Source organism: Rhodococcus sp. NFXS4 (assembly GCF_058139645.1).
The window spans coordinates 277,827-298,091 of record NZ_CP192221.1 but is presented as its reverse complement, the minus strand read 5'-3'; the positions used below and the strand labels follow the sequence as shown (position 1 = coordinate 298,091).

At 68.7% G+C, this 20,265-nt stretch carries 18 protein-coding genes; 12 read left to right on the top strand and 6 right to left on the bottom strand.

All coding sequences use genetic code 11. From position 1 onward, the window contains the following. Nucleotides 1-114 precede the first annotated feature (114 nt). The gene (locus J4E04_RS01440; protein WP_490149744.1) at nt 115-1,416 is read left to right on the top strand and encodes an EAL domain-containing protein; all 1,302 of its coding nucleotides are present in this window, start codon (nt 115-117) and stop codon (nt 1,414-1,416) included. Between the two features lie 11 nt (nt 1,417-1,427). Here J4E04_RS01440 and J4E04_RS01435 read toward each other — a convergent pair whose 3' ends face one another. Next, nucleotides 1,428-2,438 carry a zinc-binding metallopeptidase family protein gene (locus J4E04_RS01435; RefSeq protein WP_027506122.1) on the bottom strand — a complete coding sequence of 337 codons (1,011 nt, stop codon included), beginning with the start codon at nt 2,436-2,438 and terminating at the stop codon, nt 1,428-1,430. 152 nt (nt 2,439-2,590) lie between these two features. Here J4E04_RS01435 and J4E04_RS01430 point away from each other — a divergent pair, with 152 nt between their 5' ends. Both J4E04_RS01430 and nhaA read left to right on the top strand, forming a co-directional pair. Continuing rightward, the gene (locus J4E04_RS01430; protein WP_056441116.1) at nt 2,591-3,151 is read left to right on the top strand and encodes a Dps family protein; all 561 of its coding nucleotides are present in this window, start codon (nt 2,591-2,593) and stop codon (nt 3,149-3,151) included. 115 nt (nt 3,152-3,266) lie between these two features. Continuing rightward, a complete protein-coding gene (gene nhaA / locus J4E04_RS01425) occupies nt 3,267-5,111 on the top strand; it encodes a Na+/H+ antiporter NhaA (RefSeq protein ID WP_490150598.1) in 1,845 nt (614 codons plus the stop codon). 6 nt (nt 5,112-5,117) lie between these two features. On the opposite strand, the gene J4E04_RS01420 is transcribed toward nhaA, so the two are convergent. Together J4E04_RS01420 and J4E04_RS01415 are read right to left on the bottom strand one after the other, a co-directional pair. Next, nucleotides 5,118-6,203 (bottom strand): DNA polymerase domain-containing protein, encoded by a 1,086-nt coding sequence (locus J4E04_RS01420; RefSeq protein ID WP_027506119.1) that lies wholly within the window; start codon nt 6,201-6,203, stop codon nt 5,118-5,120. Nucleotides 6,204-6,205: 2 nt separating this feature from the next. Then, complete coding sequence (locus J4E04_RS01415; protein WP_222632253.1) at nt 6,206-7,258, bottom strand: ATP-dependent DNA ligase; 1,053 nt, start codon at nt 7,256-7,258, stop codon at nt 6,206-6,208. Nucleotides 7,259-7,311: 53 nt separating this feature from the next. Between J4E04_RS01415 and lppU the strand changes: the two genes are divergently transcribed. Together lppU and J4E04_RS01405 are read left to right on the top strand one after the other, a co-directional pair. Then, entirely contained in the window at nt 7,312-7,923 is a 612-nt protein-coding gene (lppU, locus tag J4E04_RS01410) for an LppU family putative lipoprotein (RefSeq protein ID WP_037185985.1), read from the top strand. Next, nucleotides 7,920-9,347 (top strand): MFS transporter, encoded by a 1,428-nt coding sequence (locus J4E04_RS01405; RefSeq protein ID WP_490149743.1) that lies wholly within the window; start codon nt 7,920-7,922, stop codon nt 9,345-9,347. The genes lppU and J4E04_RS01405 overlap by 4 nt, the downstream gene beginning before the upstream one ends. Nucleotides 9,348-9,350: 3 nt before the next feature. Here the strand turns inward: J4E04_RS01405 and J4E04_RS01400 are convergent, their stop codons facing one another. After that, nucleotides 9,351-9,929 carry a sigma-70 family RNA polymerase sigma factor gene (locus J4E04_RS01400; RefSeq protein ID WP_490149742.1) on the bottom strand — a complete coding sequence of 193 codons (579 nt, stop codon included), beginning with the start codon at nt 9,927-9,929 and terminating at the stop codon, nt 9,351-9,353. A 231-nt stretch (nt 9,930-10,160) separates the two neighbouring features. Between J4E04_RS01400 and ilvD the strand changes: the two genes are divergently transcribed. Further along, a complete protein-coding gene (gene ilvD / locus J4E04_RS01395; protein WP_027506114.1) occupies nt 10,161-11,894 on the top strand; it encodes a dihydroxy-acid dehydratase in 1,734 nt (577 codons plus the stop codon). Between the two features lie 138 nt (nt 11,895-12,032). Continuing rightward, nucleotides 12,033-12,500: a DUF6764 family protein gene (locus J4E04_RS01390; protein ID WP_037185983.1), complete on the top strand. Its 468-nt coding sequence runs from the start codon at nt 12,033-12,035 to the stop codon at nt 12,498-12,500. Between the two features lie 86 nt (nt 12,501-12,586). Here the strand turns inward: J4E04_RS01390 and J4E04_RS01385 are convergent, their stop codons facing one another. Together J4E04_RS01385 and J4E04_RS01380 are read right to left on the bottom strand one after the other, a co-directional pair. Beyond that, on the bottom strand, nt 12,587-13,258 hold the full coding sequence (locus tag J4E04_RS01385; RefSeq protein ID WP_027506112.1) for a S1 family peptidase: 672 nt from the start codon (nt 13,256-13,258) through the stop codon (nt 12,587-12,589). A gap of 59 nt (nt 13,259-13,317) precedes the next feature. Beyond that, nucleotides 13,318-14,079 carry a DUF6319 family protein gene (locus J4E04_RS01380; RefSeq protein ID WP_222637925.1) on the bottom strand — a complete coding sequence of 254 codons (762 nt, stop codon included), beginning with the start codon at nt 14,077-14,079 and terminating at the stop codon, nt 13,318-13,320. A gap of 146 nt (nt 14,080-14,225) precedes the next feature. On the opposite strand from J4E04_RS01380, the gene J4E04_RS01375 reads away from it, so the two are divergent. The 5 genes from J4E04_RS01375 to J4E04_RS01355 all read left to right on the top strand — a co-directional run bounded on the left by J4E04_RS01375 (nt 14,226) and on the right by J4E04_RS01355 (nt 20,264). Continuing rightward, the gene (locus J4E04_RS01375; protein ID WP_222649917.1) at nt 14,226-14,825 is read left to right on the top strand and encodes a CatB-related O-acetyltransferase; all 600 of its coding nucleotides are present in this window, start codon (nt 14,226-14,228) and stop codon (nt 14,823-14,825) included. A 45-nt stretch (nt 14,826-14,870) separates the two neighbouring features. Next, the gene (locus J4E04_RS01370; protein ID WP_027506110.1) at nt 14,871-15,365 is read left to right on the top strand and encodes a pyridoxamine 5'-phosphate oxidase family protein; all 495 of its coding nucleotides are present in this window, start codon (nt 14,871-14,873) and stop codon (nt 15,363-15,365) included. A 138-nt stretch (nt 15,366-15,503) separates the two neighbouring features. After that, the gene (locus tag J4E04_RS01365; RefSeq protein WP_027506109.1) at nt 15,504-17,777 is read left to right on the top strand and encodes a glycerol-3-phosphate 1-O-acyltransferase; all 2,274 of its coding nucleotides are present in this window, start codon (nt 15,504-15,506) and stop codon (nt 17,775-17,777) included. Beyond that, nucleotides 17,774-19,222 carry an HAD-IB family hydrolase gene (locus tag J4E04_RS01360; protein WP_056441091.1) on the top strand — a complete coding sequence of 483 codons (1,449 nt, stop codon included), beginning with the start codon at nt 17,774-17,776 and terminating at the stop codon, nt 19,220-19,222. Before J4E04_RS01365 ends, J4E04_RS01360 begins: the two co-directional genes overlap by 4 nt. Further along, nucleotides 19,215-20,264 carry an adenylate/guanylate cyclase domain-containing protein gene (locus J4E04_RS01355; protein ID WP_051613418.1) on the top strand — a complete coding sequence of 350 codons (1,050 nt, stop codon included), beginning with the start codon at nt 19,215-19,217 and terminating at the stop codon, nt 20,262-20,264. The genes J4E04_RS01360 and J4E04_RS01355 overlap by 8 nt, the downstream gene beginning before the upstream one ends. Nucleotide 20,265 lies beyond the last annotated feature (1 nt).

The following is a 20,265-nucleotide window of genomic DNA, read 5'->3' as shown; positions in this document are numbered from 1 at the left end:
GGGCGCTGACTGCGCCGTGTCGGGATGACGTAGGACTCCTGTCAAACCACGGCGGCGGTCGAGGGTCGAGCACGTTCCTCGCGAACGCGCCGACATGACGGAAGGGCACACGCCGTGGTGATCGACGACCGAACCAACACAGCCGGAAGCAGGCCGGCCCGTCCCGTGCTGTTCTCCGGCGACCGGGACGGGGGCGGACTCAGCGATCTGCTCGGTCCCGAGAGCCTCCGCACGTCGTTCCAGCGCATCATCGATCTGCAGACCGATGCCATCGTCGGGTACGAGGCGGTCGTTCTGGGTCCCGCCGACTCGTCGTTCGCCGACCCCGTGCCACTCGCGTCGGCCGCGAAGTCGATGGGCATGACACCCGACCTCGACGCCGCGCGGTGGAACGGAGCGCTGAGCGAGGCCGCGCGCGCCGAGCTTCCTCGTGAACTGCCCCTGTTCATCGCGGTCGACCCCGACTCCCTCACGGAACTGCCCGACCTGCGGGACCACGACATGGGCGGCGCGGTGCTGCAGTTCGACGAGACCGCGCTCATCCGACGACCGGCGCACCTGATGCAGGTGGTCGCCGAGGTCCGACGACTCGGCTGGGCCATCGCCGTCGACCACGTGGGAGTACGGCCCGAGTCCCTCGCTCTGCTCCCGCTGCTCGAGCCGGACGTGATCAAGCTGGACCGGACCCTTCTGGCCACACGCCCCAATCGCTTCACGGCCCGCGTGGTCAACGCCGTCGCGGCCCAGGTGGAGCGCACCGGCGCCGTGGTCATGGCCGAGGGCATCGACACCCCACGAGCAGCGCTCACGGCGCAGGCCATGGGAGCGCGCGTCGGCGAGGGCTCCCTCTACGGATCGACCACCGACCTCTCCGTCGACAGTCCCGTGGGATCACCCCTCGAGTTCGAGATCGCACGCGATCGCGGCTTCACCCCGATGTCGACGCCGTACAACCTGGCTGCCGGCGGTCGCGACGTACGCCGCGCGAGCAAGCGTCTGCTCATCGAGATCAGCAAGAACCTCGAGGCGATGGCGACCGACAGCCAGCAGACCGCGCTGATGCTCGGAGCGTTCCAGCACGTCAAGCACTTCACGCCCATCACCGGACGACGGTGGGAGCTGATGGCCATGAACGCGACGCTCGTCGGAGCGCTCGCGGAGAACATCGGCACCGAGCCTGCCCCGAAGATCCGCGGCGCCAACCTCGCCGCGTCGGACGCGTTGCGCGAGGAATGGGACGTCGTCGTGCTGACGCCCCACTTCTCCGCGGTGCTCGCGGCCCGCGACCTCGGCGACACCGGACCCGACATGGAACGTCGGTACGACTACGTGCTGTCCCACGACACGACGCTGACCATCGAGTGCGCGCGGTCCCTCATCGCCCGGCTGCCTCCCGAACGAAGCGGTTCCTGGTAGAAGGCGCCTGCTCAGACCTCGTCGGGGACGATGACGGAGTGGACGAAGCGCATCTTCTCCAGCACCTTCGCCGGCAGGACGAAGGGGTAGAGGTCCTGGTGTCCCATGGACCTGTTCAGCTGGTTGAGTGCCCACGTCAGCGGTAGCCACCAGTCGATGATCCGGCTGAAACCGACGTCTCCGGCCAGTGGCGCCTCGAAGGTGGATCCGGCGGGCGCGAAGGCGTAGGCCGCAGCGGTGTCCAGGGTGTCCCGGATGTGCAGGTAGTGGGCGAACGTCTCCGCCCAGTCCTCGGCCGGATGCATCGTCGCGTAGGACGACACGTAGTTCTTCTTCCAGCCGTCCGGTGCACCCTCGCTGTAGTGCCGATCCAGTGCCGCCTGGTAGTCGTCGTCCGGGTTGCCGAAGAGTTCCTCGAACCGCGCGCGATGCTCACCGCTGCCGATCAGCACCATCTGATAGAAGTGGCCGATCTCGTGCCGGAAGTGGCCGACGAGCGTGCGATAGGGCTCGTCCATCGACACCCGCAGCTGCTCGCGGTGCACGTCGTCGCTCTCGGCGAGGTCCAGCGTGATCAGACCGTTGGCATGACCGGTGATGACGTTGCGGTTGGCGCTCGAGAGCAGGTCGAACGCGAGACCACCCTCGGGGTTCTCGTCCCGCCCGATGATCGGCAGGTGCAACTCGTCGAGCTCGAGCACCACCCGGCGCTTCGCCGTCTCCGCGGAGGCGAACTCGGCGATGGCCTCCTGGTCGGAGTCGGCGGGCCGCGTGCGGGTGAGGGCGCAGGACAGGCACAGCGTGTCCCCGTCCGTCGCGTCGACCAACCAGTTGCACTGCGCCAACTTGATGTTGGCGCAGCGTCGCCAGGTGGTGCCGTCCACGACCACGGACAGATCGTCGTCGAGCACCTGCATGCTGCGACTCGGCAGGTGGAATCCCAGCCTGCTGTCACAGCTCAGGCAGATGGAGTTCTCGAACGACAGCTGTTGACCGCACTTGCGGCAGAAGAAGACTCGCATGACTCGTGGAACACCCTTCTCGACAACGCTACGACGCTCAGCCTACGCAGATGCGGGGTCGCTCCGGACCACACCGAGACCATGCCCCCGAGCCGGTGTGACCTGCGACGCCGGGGGGTTTGAACGAGGGGCCGACGGTGAATCCACGGTGCATGACTGACACGACGCAGAAGACGGCCTCGTACACCGTTCCCGGCATGGACGTCGCCGACGGTGCCCATGTGGCGGAGGTCCTCCAGGACCGCCTCAACGCCCTGAACGACCTGCATCTGACGCTCAAGCACGTGCACTGGAACGTCGTCGGACCCAACTTCATCTCCGTCCACGAGATGCTGGATCCCCAGGTCGAGGCCGTGCGCGGCTTCGCCGACGACGTCGCGGAGCGCATCGCGACGCTGGGCTCGTCCGCACTCGGCACCCCCGGCACCATCGTCTCGCAGCGCAAGTGGGACGACTACAGCATCGGCCGCGCGCCGGCCATCGAGCACCTCGGCGCGCTCGACCTCGTCTACACCGGCGTGATCTCGGACTACCGCGCGGCGATCGAGGAGGTCGGCAAGGTCGACCCCGTCACCGAGGACCTGCTCATCGGACACAGCGGCCAGCTGGAGCTGTTCCACTGGTTCGTGCGTGCGCACCTCGAGAACGCGGGTGGCCAGCTCTCGACGGCCGGCGCCGGTTCCGAGAAGGAAGCGGCACGCGACGCGAGCTGACACTCCGTCTCCACCGCACGAGCTCACAGCGCCGCACCCCGCGAGGGGTGCGGCGCTGCTGTAGTTTCGTGCGGTGACGGAGTCGATCACCGCGCATCGGACGCGGTTCAGAGGCCTGGTCGACAAGATCGCCGACGCGCGTCGGGGAGACAGCAGCGAGACCGTCGCTGCCGCGTTCCTCCTCGTCGCCACCGTGGTGGCGCTGATCTGGGCGAACTCGCCGTGGGGTGAGACCTACCAGTCGTTCTGGCACACCCCGCTGTCGATCACGCTGGGTGATCAGGGCATCGAGCTCGACCTGCAGCATTGGGTCAACGACGGTCTGATGGCTCTGTTCTTCTTCGTCGTCGGGCTCGAGGTCAAGCGGGAGTTCGCCATGGGCGAGCTCCGCGACCGGTCCCGCGCCGCCGTTCCCATCGTGGCGGCGATCGCCGGGCTCGCACTGCCCGCGGCGTTGTTCCTTCTCCTCAATCCCACCGGGCCCGAGGCCGCGGCGTGGGGTGTCGTGATCTCGACCGACACCGCGTTCGTGGTCGGGCTCCTCGCGGTCGTCGGACCCGCCCGAGCCGTGCGTCTGCGCATCTTTCTGCTGACCCTCGCCGTCGCCGACGACGTCGGCGCACTCGCCATCATCGCGGTGTTCTACACCGACGAACTGCGGATAGGGCCCCTGCTCGTGTCCGTGGCGGGCCTCGCTCTGATCGCGTCGCTGCGCGGCCTGCGGGTGTGGCGCGGCGCGGGCTACGGACTCGTCTCGGTGGTCACCTGGGTCGCCATGTACGAGTCCGGCGTCCACCCCACTCTCGCGGGCGTCATGATCGCCCTGATCCTGCCCGTCTACCCGCCGCGGCGGCGTGAGGTGGAACATGCCGCCGCGCTGACCCGCGCGTTCCGGCAGTCCCCCAATCCGGAGTACGCCCGCGCCGCGCGGCTCGGACTCGAGCGCGCCGTCTCGGTGAACGAGCGGCTGATGCGGCTCTATCAGCCGTACACGGCCTTCATCATCGTGCCGATCTTCGCCCTCGCGAACGCGGGTGTGGTCCTGAGCTCGGAGACGCTGCGTGCCGCCGCCACGTCGTCGCTGACCTGGGGCATCGTCGTCGGCCTGGTGCTCGGCAAGTTCGTCGGCATCACGACGGCGAGCGCGGTGTTCGCGAAGCTCCGGCCGGGATCCATGACGCCGGGGCTCACCTTCCCGCAGATCGCCGGCGGCGCCGCGCTCTCCGGCGTGGGATTCACCATCTCGCTGTTCATCGTCGATCTCGCGCTGGACGACCCGGCTCTTGCAGATCAAGCCCGCGTCGGCGTGCTCAGTGCCTCCGTGATCGCCGCGCTGCTCGGCTGGCTGGTGTTCTCGCTCGGCAACCGATTCGCGCCGCCGCCCGCGGAACCGTCACTGGACCTCCTCCGCCGCGTGAGCCCGAAGCGGGACCACATCCGCGGACCGGTGGACGCGCCGCTCACCATCGTGGAGTACGGCGATTTCGAGTGCCCGTTCTGCAGCAAGGCGACCGGAAGCACGCGCGAGGTGCGGGAACACTTCGGAGACAAGGTGCGCTACATCTTCCGCCACTACCCGCTCGACGACTACCACCCGCATGCCCGGTACGCGTCCGAGGCGTCGGAAGCTGCTGCGGCACAGGGCAAGTTTTGGGAGATGCACGACACGCTGTTCCTGCACAGCGACGCCCTCGAGCGCGACGACATCGACCGCTACGCCGCGGACCTCGGGCTCGACATGGATCGCTTCGAGGACGACCTCCGGACCGGCGACTTCGTCACCCGCGTCGAGGACGACGAACTCGACGCGCTCACCAGCGAGCTACCGGGGACACCGACGTTCTATCTCGGCGTCGAGGGCCGGGTTCCGCAGCGCCACAGCGGCCCACACGACGCCGCGACCATCATCCGCGAGCTCGAGGCGATGCGCGCAGCCGCCCGCCGGCCTGTCGCCGACTGACGTCGCCTACTCCTGCGCCCGGTTGCCGTCCTCGTCCCAATGGGCGGCCACCTTCTTCGACGGCTGGACGCGGGGCGGCTCGCCGGGCATCTTGGGGTAGTCCGGGGGGAAGTTGAGTTCGCCGCCGGGCAGCGTCTCCCACAGATCGAGCAGCGGAGCCAAGGAGTACGCCTCGTCGTCCATCGACGCCCAGGGATCGCCGTCCTGCAGGTAGTCGGGGACGGTGACCAGGGAGTACTCGCGGGGGTCGCTGGTCTCGGCGAGGCGCTCCCAGGTCAGCGGCGTCGACACCGGGGCGCCGGGACGCGCCCGCAGACTCCACGCACTCGCGATGGTGCGGTCCCTGTTGTTCTGGTTGTAGTCGATGAAGAGGCGCGCACCGCGCTCCTCCTTCCACCAGGCCGTGGTCACGCCGTCGTCGCGGCGCTCGAGTTCACGGCCCAGGCCGATCGCGGCGTGACGCACGTCCTCGAACGTCCACTCCGGCCGGATCCGCACGTACACGTGGATGCCGCGGTTGCCACTGGTCTTCGGGTAGCCACGAAGACCCAGTTCCTCCAACAGTTCTCGCGTCACCAGAGCGACGCGGCGGGCGTCGGTGAACGAGGTTCCCGGCTGGGGGTCGATGTCGATGCGCAACTCGTCGGGACGGTCGACCTCGGGCCGACGGACCGGCCACGGGTGGAAGGTCAGGGTGCCCATCTGGGCGGCCCACACCAGCGACGCCGGCTCGGTGGGACACAGTTCCTCCGCGCGCCTCCGGCTCGGGAACGTGATCTCGACGGTCTCGACGAAATCGGGTGCACCTCTGGGCAATCGCTTCTGATAGAAGCCGTCGCCACCCTTGTCCTGCGGGCCGGTGGCCAGGCGCATCCCGTCGCGATACCCGTCGGGCCAGCGCTCCATCGCGGTGGGACGATCCCCCAGGGCGCGCATCAACGGCTCGCCCACCGTCGAGAAGTACTCGCACACCTGCAGTTTGGTGATGTCCGGTGTGCGGTCCGTGGCCTCGTAGATGATGCGGTCCGGACTCGAGACCTTCACCTCACGCTCGCCGACCTGCAGCATCACGGGCGTCGACTTCGCGGCCACGGTCAGGACCTCTCGAGGATGTCGGAGACGTCGTAGTCCGCGGGCACGTCGAGCTGGTCGTACGTGCAGCTCAGCGGATCCCGGTCGGGGCGCCAGCGGACGAAGCGCGCGGCGTGGCGCAGCCTGGACTTCTCCATCTGGTCGTAGGCCACCTCGAGAACCCGCTCGGGCCGCACCGGGATCCACGTACGGTCCATGCCTGAGCGCCAGCGGGTCTGCTCGCCGTCGGAGACGATGTCGTCACCGAGCCGCAACGGTTCCAGTTCCTCGAGGTAGGACAACCGCTTCGCGTCCGTGAACGCGGACGCGCCGCCGATCATCTGGAGCTGGTCACCGTTGTAGAGACCCAGCAGCATCGACCCGATACCGTTGCCGCTCTTGTGAATGCGGTACCCGATGAGAACGCAGTCGGCCGTGCGGGCGTGCTTGACCTTGATCATCTCGCGCTTGTTCGGCACGTACACGCCGTCGAGCCGCTTGGCCACGACCCCGTCCAGTCCCGCTCCCTCGAACCGGTCGAACCAGTCGGTGGCCAGAGCGGCGTCCGCGGTCACGCGCGTCACGTGGCACCGCGGCTCGGTCCGACCCGTGTCGAGGATCGTCTCCAGGCGGGCACGCCTCTCGGCGAAGGGAAGACCGGTCAGGTCCTCGTCACCGAGAGCCAGGAGATCGAATCCGATGAACTGCGCGGGGGTCTTCTCGGCCAGCATCCGCACGCGACTGTCGGCGGGGTGGATCCGCTCGGACAGCGAGTCCCAGTCGAGCCGCCACGATCCGTCGGTCTCGAGAGCGACCACCAGCTCGCCGTCGACGACACATCGTTCGGGCAGTTCCTCGCGCACGGCGTCGACCATCTCCGGGAAGTACCGGGCCAGGTCCTTACCACCGCGTGACCCGAGCACCACCTCGTCCCCGTCACGGAAGACGATCGTGCGGAAGCCGTCCCACTTCGGCTCGTAGGACCACGCCGGATCCCCCGAGTCGGGCTGGTCGGGGACCGTCTTGGAGGCCTTGGCGAGCATGGGCTGCAACGGGGGTGAAACGGGGAGGTCCACCGCTCAATACTTACACGTCGGACAAACGGCGCAACGGGCTTACAGTGTCGTCCATGACGATTTCTCGGCGACCGGGAACGCGGCGCGCTCCGGCCGTTCTCCTCGTGCTGACGGCGGTCGCCCTGCTGGCAGGATGCTCGTCGACGATCACCGGTACCCCCGTCGCTCAGCAGGGCTCCGTACCCGCGTCCGAGGTGCCCGAGTTGCCGAACGATTCGATCCTCCCGCCGGTCCCCACCACTGCGTCCGGCACCGGCGGCGACGTCTCCATCGACGCGCAGGCGGGTGACTGCGTGCGTCTCGGCGGCACGGTCGACGAGGCCACCATCGAGGAGGCCGCGTGCGGGTCTCCCGAATCGAACTACCGCGTGGTGTCTGCCGAGGTCTCCACCGACTTCTGTCCCGGTGACGTCGACCAGACGTACTACGAGACGCTCGCCGGCATCGAGCAGGGCGCGCTGTGCCTCGACATCGACTTCGTGGTCGGGGGATGCATGGATCTGGGCACGCCCGACCCGGAGCGCTCGGACTGCGACGCCCCGATGATCGGCGGTGTCCGGGTCGTCGACGTCCTGCAGGGCACGACCGACGCCTCGGAATGCCCGTCGTCACGCAGTTACGTCTACGACGAGCGCGCCTTCGTCGTCTGTCTCGACGACCAGTGACCTCGCCCCCGCCGACCGTCCCTCTGTCGTCGGCGCGCGGCCGGTGGATCGTGCTGGCCACGGTGCTGGGATCGACCCTGTCGCTGCTCGACGGAACCGTGGTCACCATCGCCCTCCCCGACATCGGGACCGAACTGGGCGCCGACGTCAGCGGGCTGCAGTGGACGGTCACCGGCTACACCCTGACGCTTGCCGCGTTCGTGCTGCTGGGCGGCTCGCTCGGCGACCGTGTCGGACGGCGGCGCATCTTCGTCCTGGGCACGATCTGGTTCGCGGTCGCGTCGGTCGCGTGCGGTCTGGCGCCGAACGTCGAGTTCCTCGTGCTCGCTCGTGTCGTGCAGGGCATCGGCGCGGCGTTGGTGACGCCGGGTTCGCTGGCGATCCTGTCGGCCTCGATCGATCCGAAGGATCGGGGTGCGGCCATCGGCCTGTGGTCGGGCTTCGGTGGCATCGGGTCCGCGGTGGGCCCGCTGCTGGGCGGCTGGCTCGTGGAGATCGCCGGGTGGCGGTCCATATTCCTGCTCAACGTGCCGCTCGCCGTCGCGGTCGTCGTCGTCGCGTTGCGCCACGTGCCCGAGACGCGAGACCCCGAGACCTCCGGCCGACTCGACCTCCCCGGAGCTGCCGTCGTCGCCCTCGCTCTCGCGGCACTGACGTACGGGGCGATCGACGGACGGTGGCCGATCATCGCGATCGGCCTGGTCGGCATGGCCGTGTTCGTGGTCGTCGAGCGCCGGACGGCCCACCCTCTGGTGCCGCCGTCGCTCTTCTCGTCCAGGGTCTTCGTCGCGGCGAACATCGTGACCTTCGCGGCCTACGCCGCGCTCGGCGGCGTGTTCTTCCTGCTGCTGCTGCAACTGCAGGTCGCGCTCGGCTACTCGGCCCTCGCCGCCGGCACGGCGACACTGCCGATCACCGCGGCGCTCCTCCTGCTGTCGGCGCGCGCCGGCGCGCTGGCCGGCCGCATCGGACCTCGTCTGCCCATGACGGTGGGACCACTGGTGGCCGCGGTCGGGCTGGTACTCATGATCCGCATCGAGCCGGGATCGACCTACCTCGGTGCCGTGCTGCCGGCCGTCGTCGTGTTCGGCGTGGGGCTCTCCCTGCTCGTGGCGCCACTCACCGCCGCCGTCATCGGTGCGGCACCGGCATCGCACGCGGGTACCGCGTCCGCGGTGAACAACGCGGTCGCGCGCACGGCTCAACTGCTCTCGGTCGCCGCGATTCCCGGCATCGTCGGCATCTCCGGGCAGCTGGATCCCGCGCAGTTCTCGTCGGGATTCCGCGCCGCGATGCTCATCTGTGCGGCCATGCTGACTCTCGCCGGGGCACTCGCCGCCGTCTCGATCCGCACACCTCGCCCGACGGGTCGCACACCGATGCACTGCGACGTGTCCGGACCGCCCGTGACGGACGGCCGCTGACGGTCACTCCGCCAGGCAGGCCACGCGGGGATCGACGCGCATCTTCGCGAGTGCGCTGCGGATCCGCGACTTCATCGTCGACACAGGCACGCCCATACGATCGGCGGCCTCCGCATACGTGAGACCTTCGAAGAACGCCATGAACAGGCATTCCCGCTGCCGGCCACTCAGTTCCTGCATCGCGTCGAGCACCGGACGGCGGTCGAGGAAGCGGTCCGACGTGTCGTGAATCCCCACGGCGGCGTCGAGCATCGCGTACTTCGACTCGCGATCGGTCCGCGACTGCTCGGACCGCACGCGGTCGATGGCTCGCCGGTGCGCCATGGTCACCAACCACGCTGCCGGCGACCCCTGTTCGGGCGAGAACGTGGGGGCCTTCTGCCACACCTCGAGGTAGACGTCCTGGACGCACTCCTCGGAGAATCCACGATCGCGGAGCACCCGGAGCACGGCTCCGTAGACGCGGGAGGACGTCGCGTCGTAGAACCGGGCGAACGCCTCACGGTCACCACGGCCGACGGCCTGCAGCAGAGCCGACAGTTCCGCCGTCGAGCGAGCCGCGGGCCGAGGCGCGGTAGACACCGCCGAATCATCCGTAAGCGGCTGTGCAACAAGTGTATTCACGGTCTTCACCTCGATCCGTCGAACGCTGGACGTGCTCTCGATAGGCATGACGATGCCAGCGCTACCACGCGGTAGCGCATCGCAAGTGTCACGATCGGGTCACTGGTTGATAACGGAACGGTCACGGTGGCTGAGGTCGAGTGCGGTGCCCGATGATCGGTGATTCCGGTGCGGTCTAGGGTTTTTGCCATGAGCAGCACCCCCGCAGACGCCACCACCTCCACCAGCGCCGACACGGCCGACGTCAAGCCCCGCAGCCGCGACGTCACCGACGGTCTCGAGAAGACCGCAGCGCGCGGCATGCTGCGCGCGGTCGGCATGGGCGACGCGGACTGGGGCAAGTCCCAGATCGGCGTCGCGTCGTCGTGGAACGAGATCACCCCGTGCAACCTCTCGCTCGATCGCCTGGCGAAGGCGGTCAAGGAGGGTGTGCACACGGGCGGCGGCTATCCCCTCGAGTTCGGCACCATCTCCGTGTCCGACGGCATCTCCATGGGCCACGAGGGCATGCACTTCTCGCTGGTCTCCCGTGAGGTCATCGCCGACTCGGTCGAGACCGTGATCAGCGCCGAGCGCCTCGACGGCTCCGTGCTGCTGGCCGGCTGCGACAAGTCGCTGCCCGGAATGCTCATGGCGGCCGCGCGCCTCGACCTCGCGAGTGTCTTCCTCTACGCGGGCTCCACTCTTCCCGGTTTCGCGACGCTCTCGGACGGCAGCGAGCACCAGGTCACCATCATCGACGCGTTCGAGGCCGTCGGCGCCTGCTCGCGCGGCCTGATGTCACGTGAGGACGTCGACACCATCGAACGCGCGATCTGTCCCGGCGAGGGCGCCTGTGGCGGTATGTACACCGCCAACACGATGGCCAGCGCGGCCGAGGCCATGGGCATGTCGCTCCCCGGCAGCGCCGCTCCGCCCGCTCCCGACAAGCGTCGCGACGGATTCGCTCGTGCCAGCGGCGAGGCCGTCGTCGAACTGCTGCGTCGCGGCATCACCACGCGCGACATCATGACGAAGGAGGCGTTCGAGAACGCCATCGCCGTCGTCATGGCCTTCGGCGGTTCCACGAACGCCGTGCTGCATCTGCTCGCGATCGCGTACGAGGCAGGTGTCGAACTCACCCTCGACGATTTCGTCCGCGTCGGCGCCAAGGTGCCGCACCTCGCCGACGTGAAGCCGTTCGGCCGCCATGTCATGACCGACGTCGATCGCATCGGCGGCGTTCCCGTCGTCATGAAGGCCTTGCTCGACGCCGGCCTGCTGCACGGCGACTGCCTCACGGTCACCGGCAAGACGGTGGCGGAGAACCTCGCCGACATCGCCCCGCCGGATCCCGACGGTCTGGTGCTGCGCGCGATGAGCGAGCCGATCCACCCGACCGGCGGCATCACGATCCTGAAGGGCTCGCTGGCTCCCGGCGGCGCCGTCGTGAAGTCGGCAGGCTTCGACTCCGACGTCTTCGAGGGCACCGCCCGCGTCTTCGAGCGTGAGCGCGCCGCGATGGACGCTCTCGAGGACGGCACCATCACGTCCGGCGACGTCGTCGTCATCCGGTACGAGGGCCCCAAGGGCGGCCCGGGCATGCGCGAGATGCTGGCGATCACCGGAGCCATCAAGGGCGCGGGCCTCGGCAAGGACGTCCTGCTGATGACCGACGGTCGGTTCTCGGGTGGCACGACGGGCCTGTGTGTCGGGCACATCGCTCCCGAGGCCGTCGACGGCGGACCGATCGCGTTCGTCCGCGACGGCGACCGCATCCGCCTGGACGTCGCGAACGGCACGCTCGACCTGCTGGTCGAGGACGCCGAGCTCGAGTCACGCAAGGCGGAGTGGGCACCGCTTCCGCCTCGCTACACCCGTGGCGTGCTGGCCAAGTACTCCAAGCTCGTGGGGTCCGCGTCGCAGGGCGCCGTCTGCAGCTGAGACCGCGCGGTGACAAGACCGTGACCTGACCGTGACCGTCGGCAGAGTTGGCTGATACCCGGCGGGGGCATTCTTCGAGGACAAGACGCGGCAACGATCGTTGCCGTCGATCGTTTTCGGGAGAGGGCAACCCACGTCATGTCAGTCGTCAAGAGAACCATCGCCGGAGCGTTCACCGTCGCACTCGGTGTCGCCGCATTCCTGCCCGCCACCGCCTCGGCCGCACCGGTCACGGCATGCCAGGCACCGTTCGGTGCGGACGCCGTGCCCGCCGGTGGCCTGTGCTCGGCGACCAGTGACGCCTCCAGCGCCGCTGCCGCCTACGGTGACGCGTCCGCCGACGCCAGCCGCAACGCCCTCGCCCTGGCGCTCGGCCTCAACGGCGGCATCGCCAGCAGCTCGGCCGTCGGTTACGCGGCACCGGCCGCCATCGCGTTCGGACCGGGTTCCGTCGCCGAGGCACTCGGCCTGAACCCGGGTCTGTCCATCGCCATCGCGGCACCGGGCTCGACCGTCACGGTCGACTCCCTCGGCGGCGTCACCTGCGACGGCCCCGGATTCGCCGGCGACCTCACCACGCTGAAGGCGTGCCTGCGCGTCAACTGATTCACAGCTCCACCCAGCCGACACGACGAAGGCCGTGACCCCCTCTCGGGAGTCACGGCCTTCGTCGTGTGGCTGGGGTCCGGCGATCAGCCCGTGACGGTGAACCCGGTACCGACGCCGCCGCCGCGGTTGATGTCGTCGAGCACCGTCTGGATGTTGGTGCCCACCTCGGGACCGATGCACGGGATGCCCAGGTACGCGTTGACCATGCCCACCAACGTGGTGCCGGCGACGACCGGGCCGCCCGAGTCACCCTGCTGGACGCAGATCTGCGTGTAGGTGCGGTCGTTCTGGAAGAGCTCCCCGTAGGTGATGCCGCACGTGTTGCCGGTGGTGCGGCCCTCCTTGCACATGATGCCGGGGAACGTCGCGGGCGCCCCCACGCCCGTGATGGTCACGTTGCCGACGCGGTTGGTCGGTGCGACGCGGCCCCGATCGAACTCGATGACGGCGTAGTCGAGGCCGGGGACCGAGCTCACGATGCGGCCGACGGCGCCCGCGTCGGGCAGGTACTCGGCGCCGATCAGATCACCGGGAACGCCGCAGTGACCTGCGGTGATGCCGACGAGTCGACCGGCGGCGTCGTTGCCGATGGTGGTCAGTGTGCAGTCGAACTTGCCCTTGCCGGTGCTGTCTGCGACGAGCACTCCGGATCCGCCACCGAGCACGGCGACGGGTGCGGCCGACGCGGTTCCGGCGCCGATCCCGCCGGCGAGCGCCAGCGCTGTGGTGGCAACGAGCACGAGTTTCTTGAGCATGTATCCCCTCCGAGGTCACGCACACCGTAGCAATACGCGGGACCCGGAACGCGACGCTTCTACTCGTTCTTCAGTCGATCGAGCGCGCGGCGTGCCTCGTCGAGCTCCCGACTCAGGGCCTCGACCCGCTCGAGCGCGGCAGCCCGAGCCGCCTCGATCTTGTCCTCGACGGCAGCCGAAGCCACATCGTCGCCCAGTTCGCGGATCGCGCGGAGGACCCGGTCTGCCGTCACGTCCGACGGCTTGGCCAGCTTCTTCGCACCGTGCGACACGGTGACGGTCCACTGATCGTCGGGCCCCGACGTCACGGTCACCGACACCGGCGCGGGCTGCGCCTTCGTGCGCCGAGCCGGCCGAGCCGCGGGCTTCACCGACGTCTCCGGCGCGAGAGCCGGCGTGGCCACCGACTTCTCGGGTGCTGCTTTTACAGGCACGGGAGTCTCCGATCGGGGCGTCGCTGCATGTGGGACGACGGGGGGTGGGACCACGGCGGGGCGGGTTGTCGGGCGCGCCGCCGTCGTGCGCGGAGCGACCTTCGTGGCTTTGCGCGCCGGCGCCGGCGCGTCCTTGCTCAGACGCAACTCGTCCGCCTCGTACGGCAGCTGGTCGTCGATGCCCTTGGGGCTCACCGTCACCGTGGTGCCGTCGACCGAGATCACCCTCGCCGAGGCGCCCGCCTCGAGGCCGAGTGACGGCGTTGCCTCCCGCAGGTAGACGGTGACGCGGCGACCGGCCGCGAGCCCCGCCTCGAGAGTCGCGAGGTCCTCGGCGGACAGCGCCTCGCCGGGTCGGGGGGCGCGGCGCCGGGCGGGAGCGCTCATGATCGGGTGCCTCTCGTCGTGAGTGGAGCGGGTCGTGGCTGGGGATCGGCGAGTCCGGGCGTGGGGCAGAACGGACGCGACAGAAGTTTTGCACGACCCACCGACACCGTTCGACGCACCGAGTCCTGCCACCTAGCCTCGATCGGATGAGACTGCCCTTTCCGTCACCGGCGCGAGATCGAGTACGACGCAATCGGCGCATCCCGCTCACCAACCGGCTGCGGCGCTACCGCAGGCACCAGATCGGCGACTGGACCTACGGCAAGCCCATGGTCGGCTGGGCGGACGGCGGCCGGTTGACCATCGGCAAATACTGCTCCTTCGCACACGGGTCCGTGATACTGCTCGGCGGAGAGCACGATGCCGATGCGGTGAGCACCTACCCGTTCACCGAGGTCTTCCCACCGGCGGACCGCACCCGGCGCGCGGAGCCGCGCACCAAGGGGGACGTCAGCATCGGCCACGACGTGTGGGTGGGCCTCGGCGCCATGATCATGTCGGGAGTGACGATCGGGGACGGGGCGGTCATCGCCGCACGGGCGGTCGTCGTGAAGGACGTGCCGCCCTACACCGTGGTGGGCGGTGTCCCCGCGAAGCCGATCCGACGACGCGCGAGCGAGGAGACGGCCCGCGCACTGCAGGGGATCGCGTGGTGGGACTGGCCGCACAGCGACGTCCTCGCCCGTGCCGCAGACCTGCAGAGCGCGGATCTCGACGGGTTCGTCGCCAAGTACGGCGTCTCCTGACCCGCCTTCCGGTTGCGCCACCACCACCGCGGGTAGCCGTGCCCCATGACTACTGACGAGAGAACCGAAGGCACCGCCCGCGTCGCCGAACTGCTGTCCGACGCGAAGCTCTGCATGTTCACCACCCACGGCACGGACGGACACCTCAAGGCACGGCCGATGGCTCTACAGGAGACGGAGTTCGACGGCGATCTGTGGTTCTTCGCCGCGAACGACTCGAGGAAGGTCGCCGACATCCGTTCCGATCCATCGGTCAACGTGTCGTTCCAGTCGGGCACGTCGTGGGTCTCGCTGTCGGGGCGCGCGAGCGTGGTGCTGGACGACGCGAAGAAGAAGGATCTCTGGAGCCAGGGCGTCGCCGCGTGGTTCGAGAACGGTCCCGAGTCCGACGAGGTCGTCCTCATCCGGGTGGAGTCGGAGGGCGCCGAGTTCTGGTCGGCGCCGGGGTCCAAGGTCTCGACGCTCATCGCGTACGCCAAGTCGCGCATCACGGGCGACAAGCCGGACGTGGGTGACAACGAGAAGGTCGACATGTCGTGACGGAGGCACCACTTCGGTTCCGCGGCCGGGGCGGCTCGTGAAAGTGGCACCGGGGTACCTGTCCCGGGCGTAGCGTTGCGGACCATCACGTGCACGGCCCACCACCGGTGGCGCATCGGAGGGGGAAGGCGAGCGGACATGTCTCAACTGGATTCGACCGAGCATCCGCTGACGGGGAGATCCTCGTCCTCCGACGATCAGGTCTTCCTCATCGACGCGGTCTCCGACGTCGACGTCCACGCGGCCGACGACTGGATCGATCGTCACCACGGTGACGGCCGACCGGAGTCGGTCGTCATGACGGGCAAGGCCCTCGACGAACTCACCGAGCGGGCCGGTGGCGCCGATCCACTCATCACTCCGTTGCGGGTGAGCTGGACCAAGGCTCCGCGTAAGGGATTCGGTCTCCGGGTGGGCCGGGCACGCCGCGGTGAGCCGCGCATCATCGAGGGTGAGCCCGCCTCGTTGTCGGCGCTTCGTGAGCGGTTCGAGGCGACGGCCGGCCGCTCCCTGTCGTCCTACATCGCGCGGCAGGCCAGCCTCACGCTGGACAAGGCCGAGCGTGAGGTCATCGGCAGCGAGTACAAGGTGCCGCGCTTCGTCGTCGAGGAGATGACGGAGCGCTCGCAGTTCCGCGCCGATCTTGCGGAGTTGGCGGCCTCGGTGGACACCCCGGTGTCGGCGGTCAATGCTCGGGTCCACGAGATCCTCGACGAGATGGTGGCCACCGAGAACAAGGGTGCCGTCGAACTCTGGGGCCAGCTCGGTGCCTTCTTCTCGCGGGCCTACCGCGTGGAGGTGGACACCGAGAAGCTCGCCGAGTTGCGCGATCTCGACAAGTCGTTCCCCCTGGTCTTCCTGCCGAACCACCGCTCCTACCTCGACCCGCTGGTTCTGCGCCCCGCCCTGCTCGAACAGGGCTTCCCGCTCAATCACGTCATGGGCGGCATCAACGTCGGGTTCTGGCCCATCGGCCCGCTCGCGAAGCGCAGCGGTGTGGTGTTGATCCAGCGCAAGTTCTCCGACGCGGTCTACAAGTGGACCCTGCGCCAGTACATGAGCTTCCTGTTGAGCAAGAAGTTCAACCTCGAGTGGTACATCGAGGGTGGCAGGTCTCGCACCGGCAAGCTCCGGCCTCCGCGCTTCGGCCTGCTCACCTACCTCTTCGACGCGCTCGAGAACAGCACGGCGGCCGATGCGTACCTCGTCCCGACGTCCATCACCTACGACCGGTTGCACGAGGTCGGCGAGATGGCGAAGGAGTCGCACGGTGCGACGAAGCAGGCCGAGGGAATCCGGATGGCCATCGGGTACGTCCGCGCCCAGGGCCAGTTACGCGGAACCGTCTACCTGCGGTTCGGGACTCCGATGTCGGCACGGCAGTTCCTCGACGAGTACGACGACAAGCGGGTCGCGGTGCAGCGTGCGGCGCTGGCGGTGTCGCACGCCATCAACGAGTCCACTCCGGTGACGCCGGCGGCGCTGGTGGCGATGGCGATGCTCGGTATCGAGGACCGCGCGCTGAACAAGCGTGAGATGTGGTCGATCATCGAGCCGTTGGCGTCGTACATCCAGCAGCGTGGTCTCCCGACGGCGGGTGGGGTGGATCTGACCGACATCGACGTCATGACGGCCGCTGTTCGCGCGCAGGTCGCGGCCGGTGTGGTGCGGCGCTTCGACGACGGCCCGGAGCCGTTGTTCCTGCTCGCGCAGGACAAGCATCTCGTCGCGTCGTTCTTCCGCAACAACGCCATTCACTTCTTCGTGATGCGGGCGATCGGCGAGTTGGTGGTGTTGCGCACCGAGGACTGCCCCACGGGCGAGGTGGCCGCCGACGATCTGTGGAAGTCCGCGCTGGAACTGCGGGACATGCTGAAGTTCGAGTTCTTCTTCGGCGAGAAGCGTGAGTTCGGGGAGCGCCTCGAAGCCGAGGTCGATCTCATCGATCCGCACTGGCGCACCGGTCTCGATCGACCCGGATACGCGCTGAAGTCGTTGCAGTCGCAGCCTTTTCATCTGGCGCACCGAGTACTGCAGCCGATCTTCGAGGCGTATCAGGTGGTGGCCGACCAGCTGCTCACCCTCACACCGGGTGCGAAGTTCGACAAGGTGTCGTTCCTCGACGACTGCCTGGGCGTCGCGCAGTCGCGGCGACTCCGACAGCAGCTCGAGCACAGCGAGGCCATCTCGAACGAGCTCTTCGACACCGCCCTGCAGTTGGCCGACAATCGTGGTCTCCTGTCCACCGAGGACGACGACATCGCCTCCCGCCGTCAGGAATTCGCTGCGGACATCGCGGCGTGGGGACGTGTGAGCAGACGTATCCGCACGATGGTGCACGTGGCCCTCGACTCCGTCGACGGTGCGGACGCACCCGATCGACCAGACAACGCTTCCGGAGGACACCGGTGACCAGCACTCACCCAGCACACACGTTCCAGGATCTACTCGACGAGGTCGCACAGGCTCCGAAGGGTCCGGACGTGGTGGCGTTCTTCGATTTCGACGGCACCGTGATCGACGGTTACTCCGCGACCGCCGTGTTCAAGGAACGTCTTCGTCGCTTCGACGTCGACCTGTTCGAGCTGTGGGAGATCAGCAGCGCCGTCGTGGAGATGCGGGTGCGCGGGACCACCGTCGACAACCTGATGGACAAGGCCGTGCACGCGTTGGCCGGCAAGACGCACGACGAGTTGATGGAGCAGGCGCAGCGGCTCTTCCGCTCCGAGATCGCTTCGCAGATCTTCCCGCAGGTCCGCACCCTCGTCGCCGCGCATCGCCGGGCCGGTCACCGCGTCGTGATGTCGACGTCCGCGACCCCGTACCAGGCTCAGCCCGTGGTCGACGACCTCCGCTTCGACGACCTGATCTGCACCCACCCCGAGATCGGGCCGGACGGCGTCCTCACCGGCCTCCTCGACGGCCGGTCGCTGTGGGGTCCGCGCAAGGCCGAGGGAATCGAGGACTGGGCGACGGCCGAGGGCGTCGACACCTCCGTGTGTTTCGGCTACTCCAACGGCATCGAGGACGTCCCGATGCTCGAGACCGTCGGTCGTCCCGTCGCGCTCAACCCGGACCCCGAACTCGACCGCACGGCGCGTGACCGCGGCTGGTCCCGTGTCCAGCTGCGCAGGCCCACTCGCGGAGCCGATCTGACGTCCACCGTGCGCAGCGTCGCCGCCCTCGGCTCGGTCCTGGCGAGTGCCGGACTGGGTGCGACCCTGGGCGTGCTCAGCGGCAGCCGCCGAGTGGGCGCCAACGTCACCAACGCCGTCGCACCGGAGGTCGCTCTGGCCCTCACCGGCATCACGGTGAACGTGGTGAACGAGGAGAACGCCTGGAGCCACCGACCGGCGGTGTTCCTGTTCAACCATCAGTCCACGATGGACATGATCGTCGTCGCCCGCGTCCTGCGTCGGGACATCACGGCCGTCGCGAAGAAGGAACTGAGCCGCGACCCCCGGTTCGCCCCCCTCGGGGCTCTCTTCGACGTGGCCTACGTCGACCGATCGAACAACGCCGCGGCGCGCGAAGCGATGAAGCCGGCCATCGACAAGCTCCACAGCGGCGTGTCGGTGGCCGTGGCCCCGGAGGGCACGCGCATGCCGACGGAGCGGTTGGGGCGCTTCAAGAAGGGCGGGTTCCATCTGGCCATGGCGGCCGGGGTCCCGGTGGTTCCCCTGATCCTCCAGGGAGCGGGCGACGTGATGTGGAAGTCCTCGTTCACTGCGCACTCCGGCACCGTCACCGTCACTGTGGGAGAACCGATCCCGACGACGGACTGGACGGCGGAGACACTGGACGAGCACATCGCGGAGGTCCGGGCGGTCTACGAGCGGACTCTCGACCATGCCTGACCAGGGCCCACCGGACGCCGGCCGGCCCACCTTCCGGCAGAACGAGGTCGAACAGACTCTGCTGGGAGAGGAACCCACGTACACCCGCGATCAGGTCGCCGAGCTGGCGAACGTGGATCTCGAACGCGCGCAACAACTGTGGATCGCCATGGGCTTCCCGGTCAGCCCGGATCCGGACGCCGTCATGTTCACCGATGCCGACATCGAGGCGCTGCGCCTGCTCACGACACTCGTCGACGAGAACGTCGTCGAGAAGTCGATGGAGGTGGCGGTCGCGCGGACGCTGGGGCAGTCGATGTCACGGCTGGCCGAGTGGCAGGTGGGCGTCGTCAACTCCTACATCCGCTCGCGCATCGCTGCCGACGCCGCCGATCCGGACGCCATTCGATCGGAGTCCCGGGTCACCGCCGCGGACACGGTGCCCACCATGGAGAAACTGCAGAACTACGTGTGGCGGCGCCATCTCGCCGCGGTGGCCGGGCGCGCACTGTCCGTCGAGTCGAGCGGGGAGACCGACACGGTGCTCGCGGTCGGCTTCGCGGACATGGTCGGCTACACCTCGCTCACCCGTCGACTCGATGTCTCCGAGCTGACCTCGCTGCTCGAGGAGTTCGAGTCGGTGGCCACGACGATCATCGCCCGCGGCCACGGATCGGTGGTGAAGAACGTCGGCGACGAGGTGATGTTCCAGACCACCGACCCCCGGGACGCGGCACGGATCGCCCTGGAGCTGCACGACGCCTTCGCCGACCGGGACGACGTTCCCGCGCTGCGCGTCGGCATCGCCGTGGGTCCGGTGCTCGCCCGCTTCGGCGACCTGTACGGGTCCGTGGTCAACATGGCCGCCCGCCTGACCAGCAACGCGCACCCCGGCACGGTGCTGGTGGACAGCGAGACGGCCGACGCGCTGTCGGGCGAGGACGAGTTCTACCTCAAGTCGCTACGCCCCCTGCGGGTGCGCGGTTTCAGCAAGCTACGGACCTACGCGCTGCGTCGCAATCGCGATCACCAGCGGGAAGGATCGCGCGACACCGAGCGTTGAC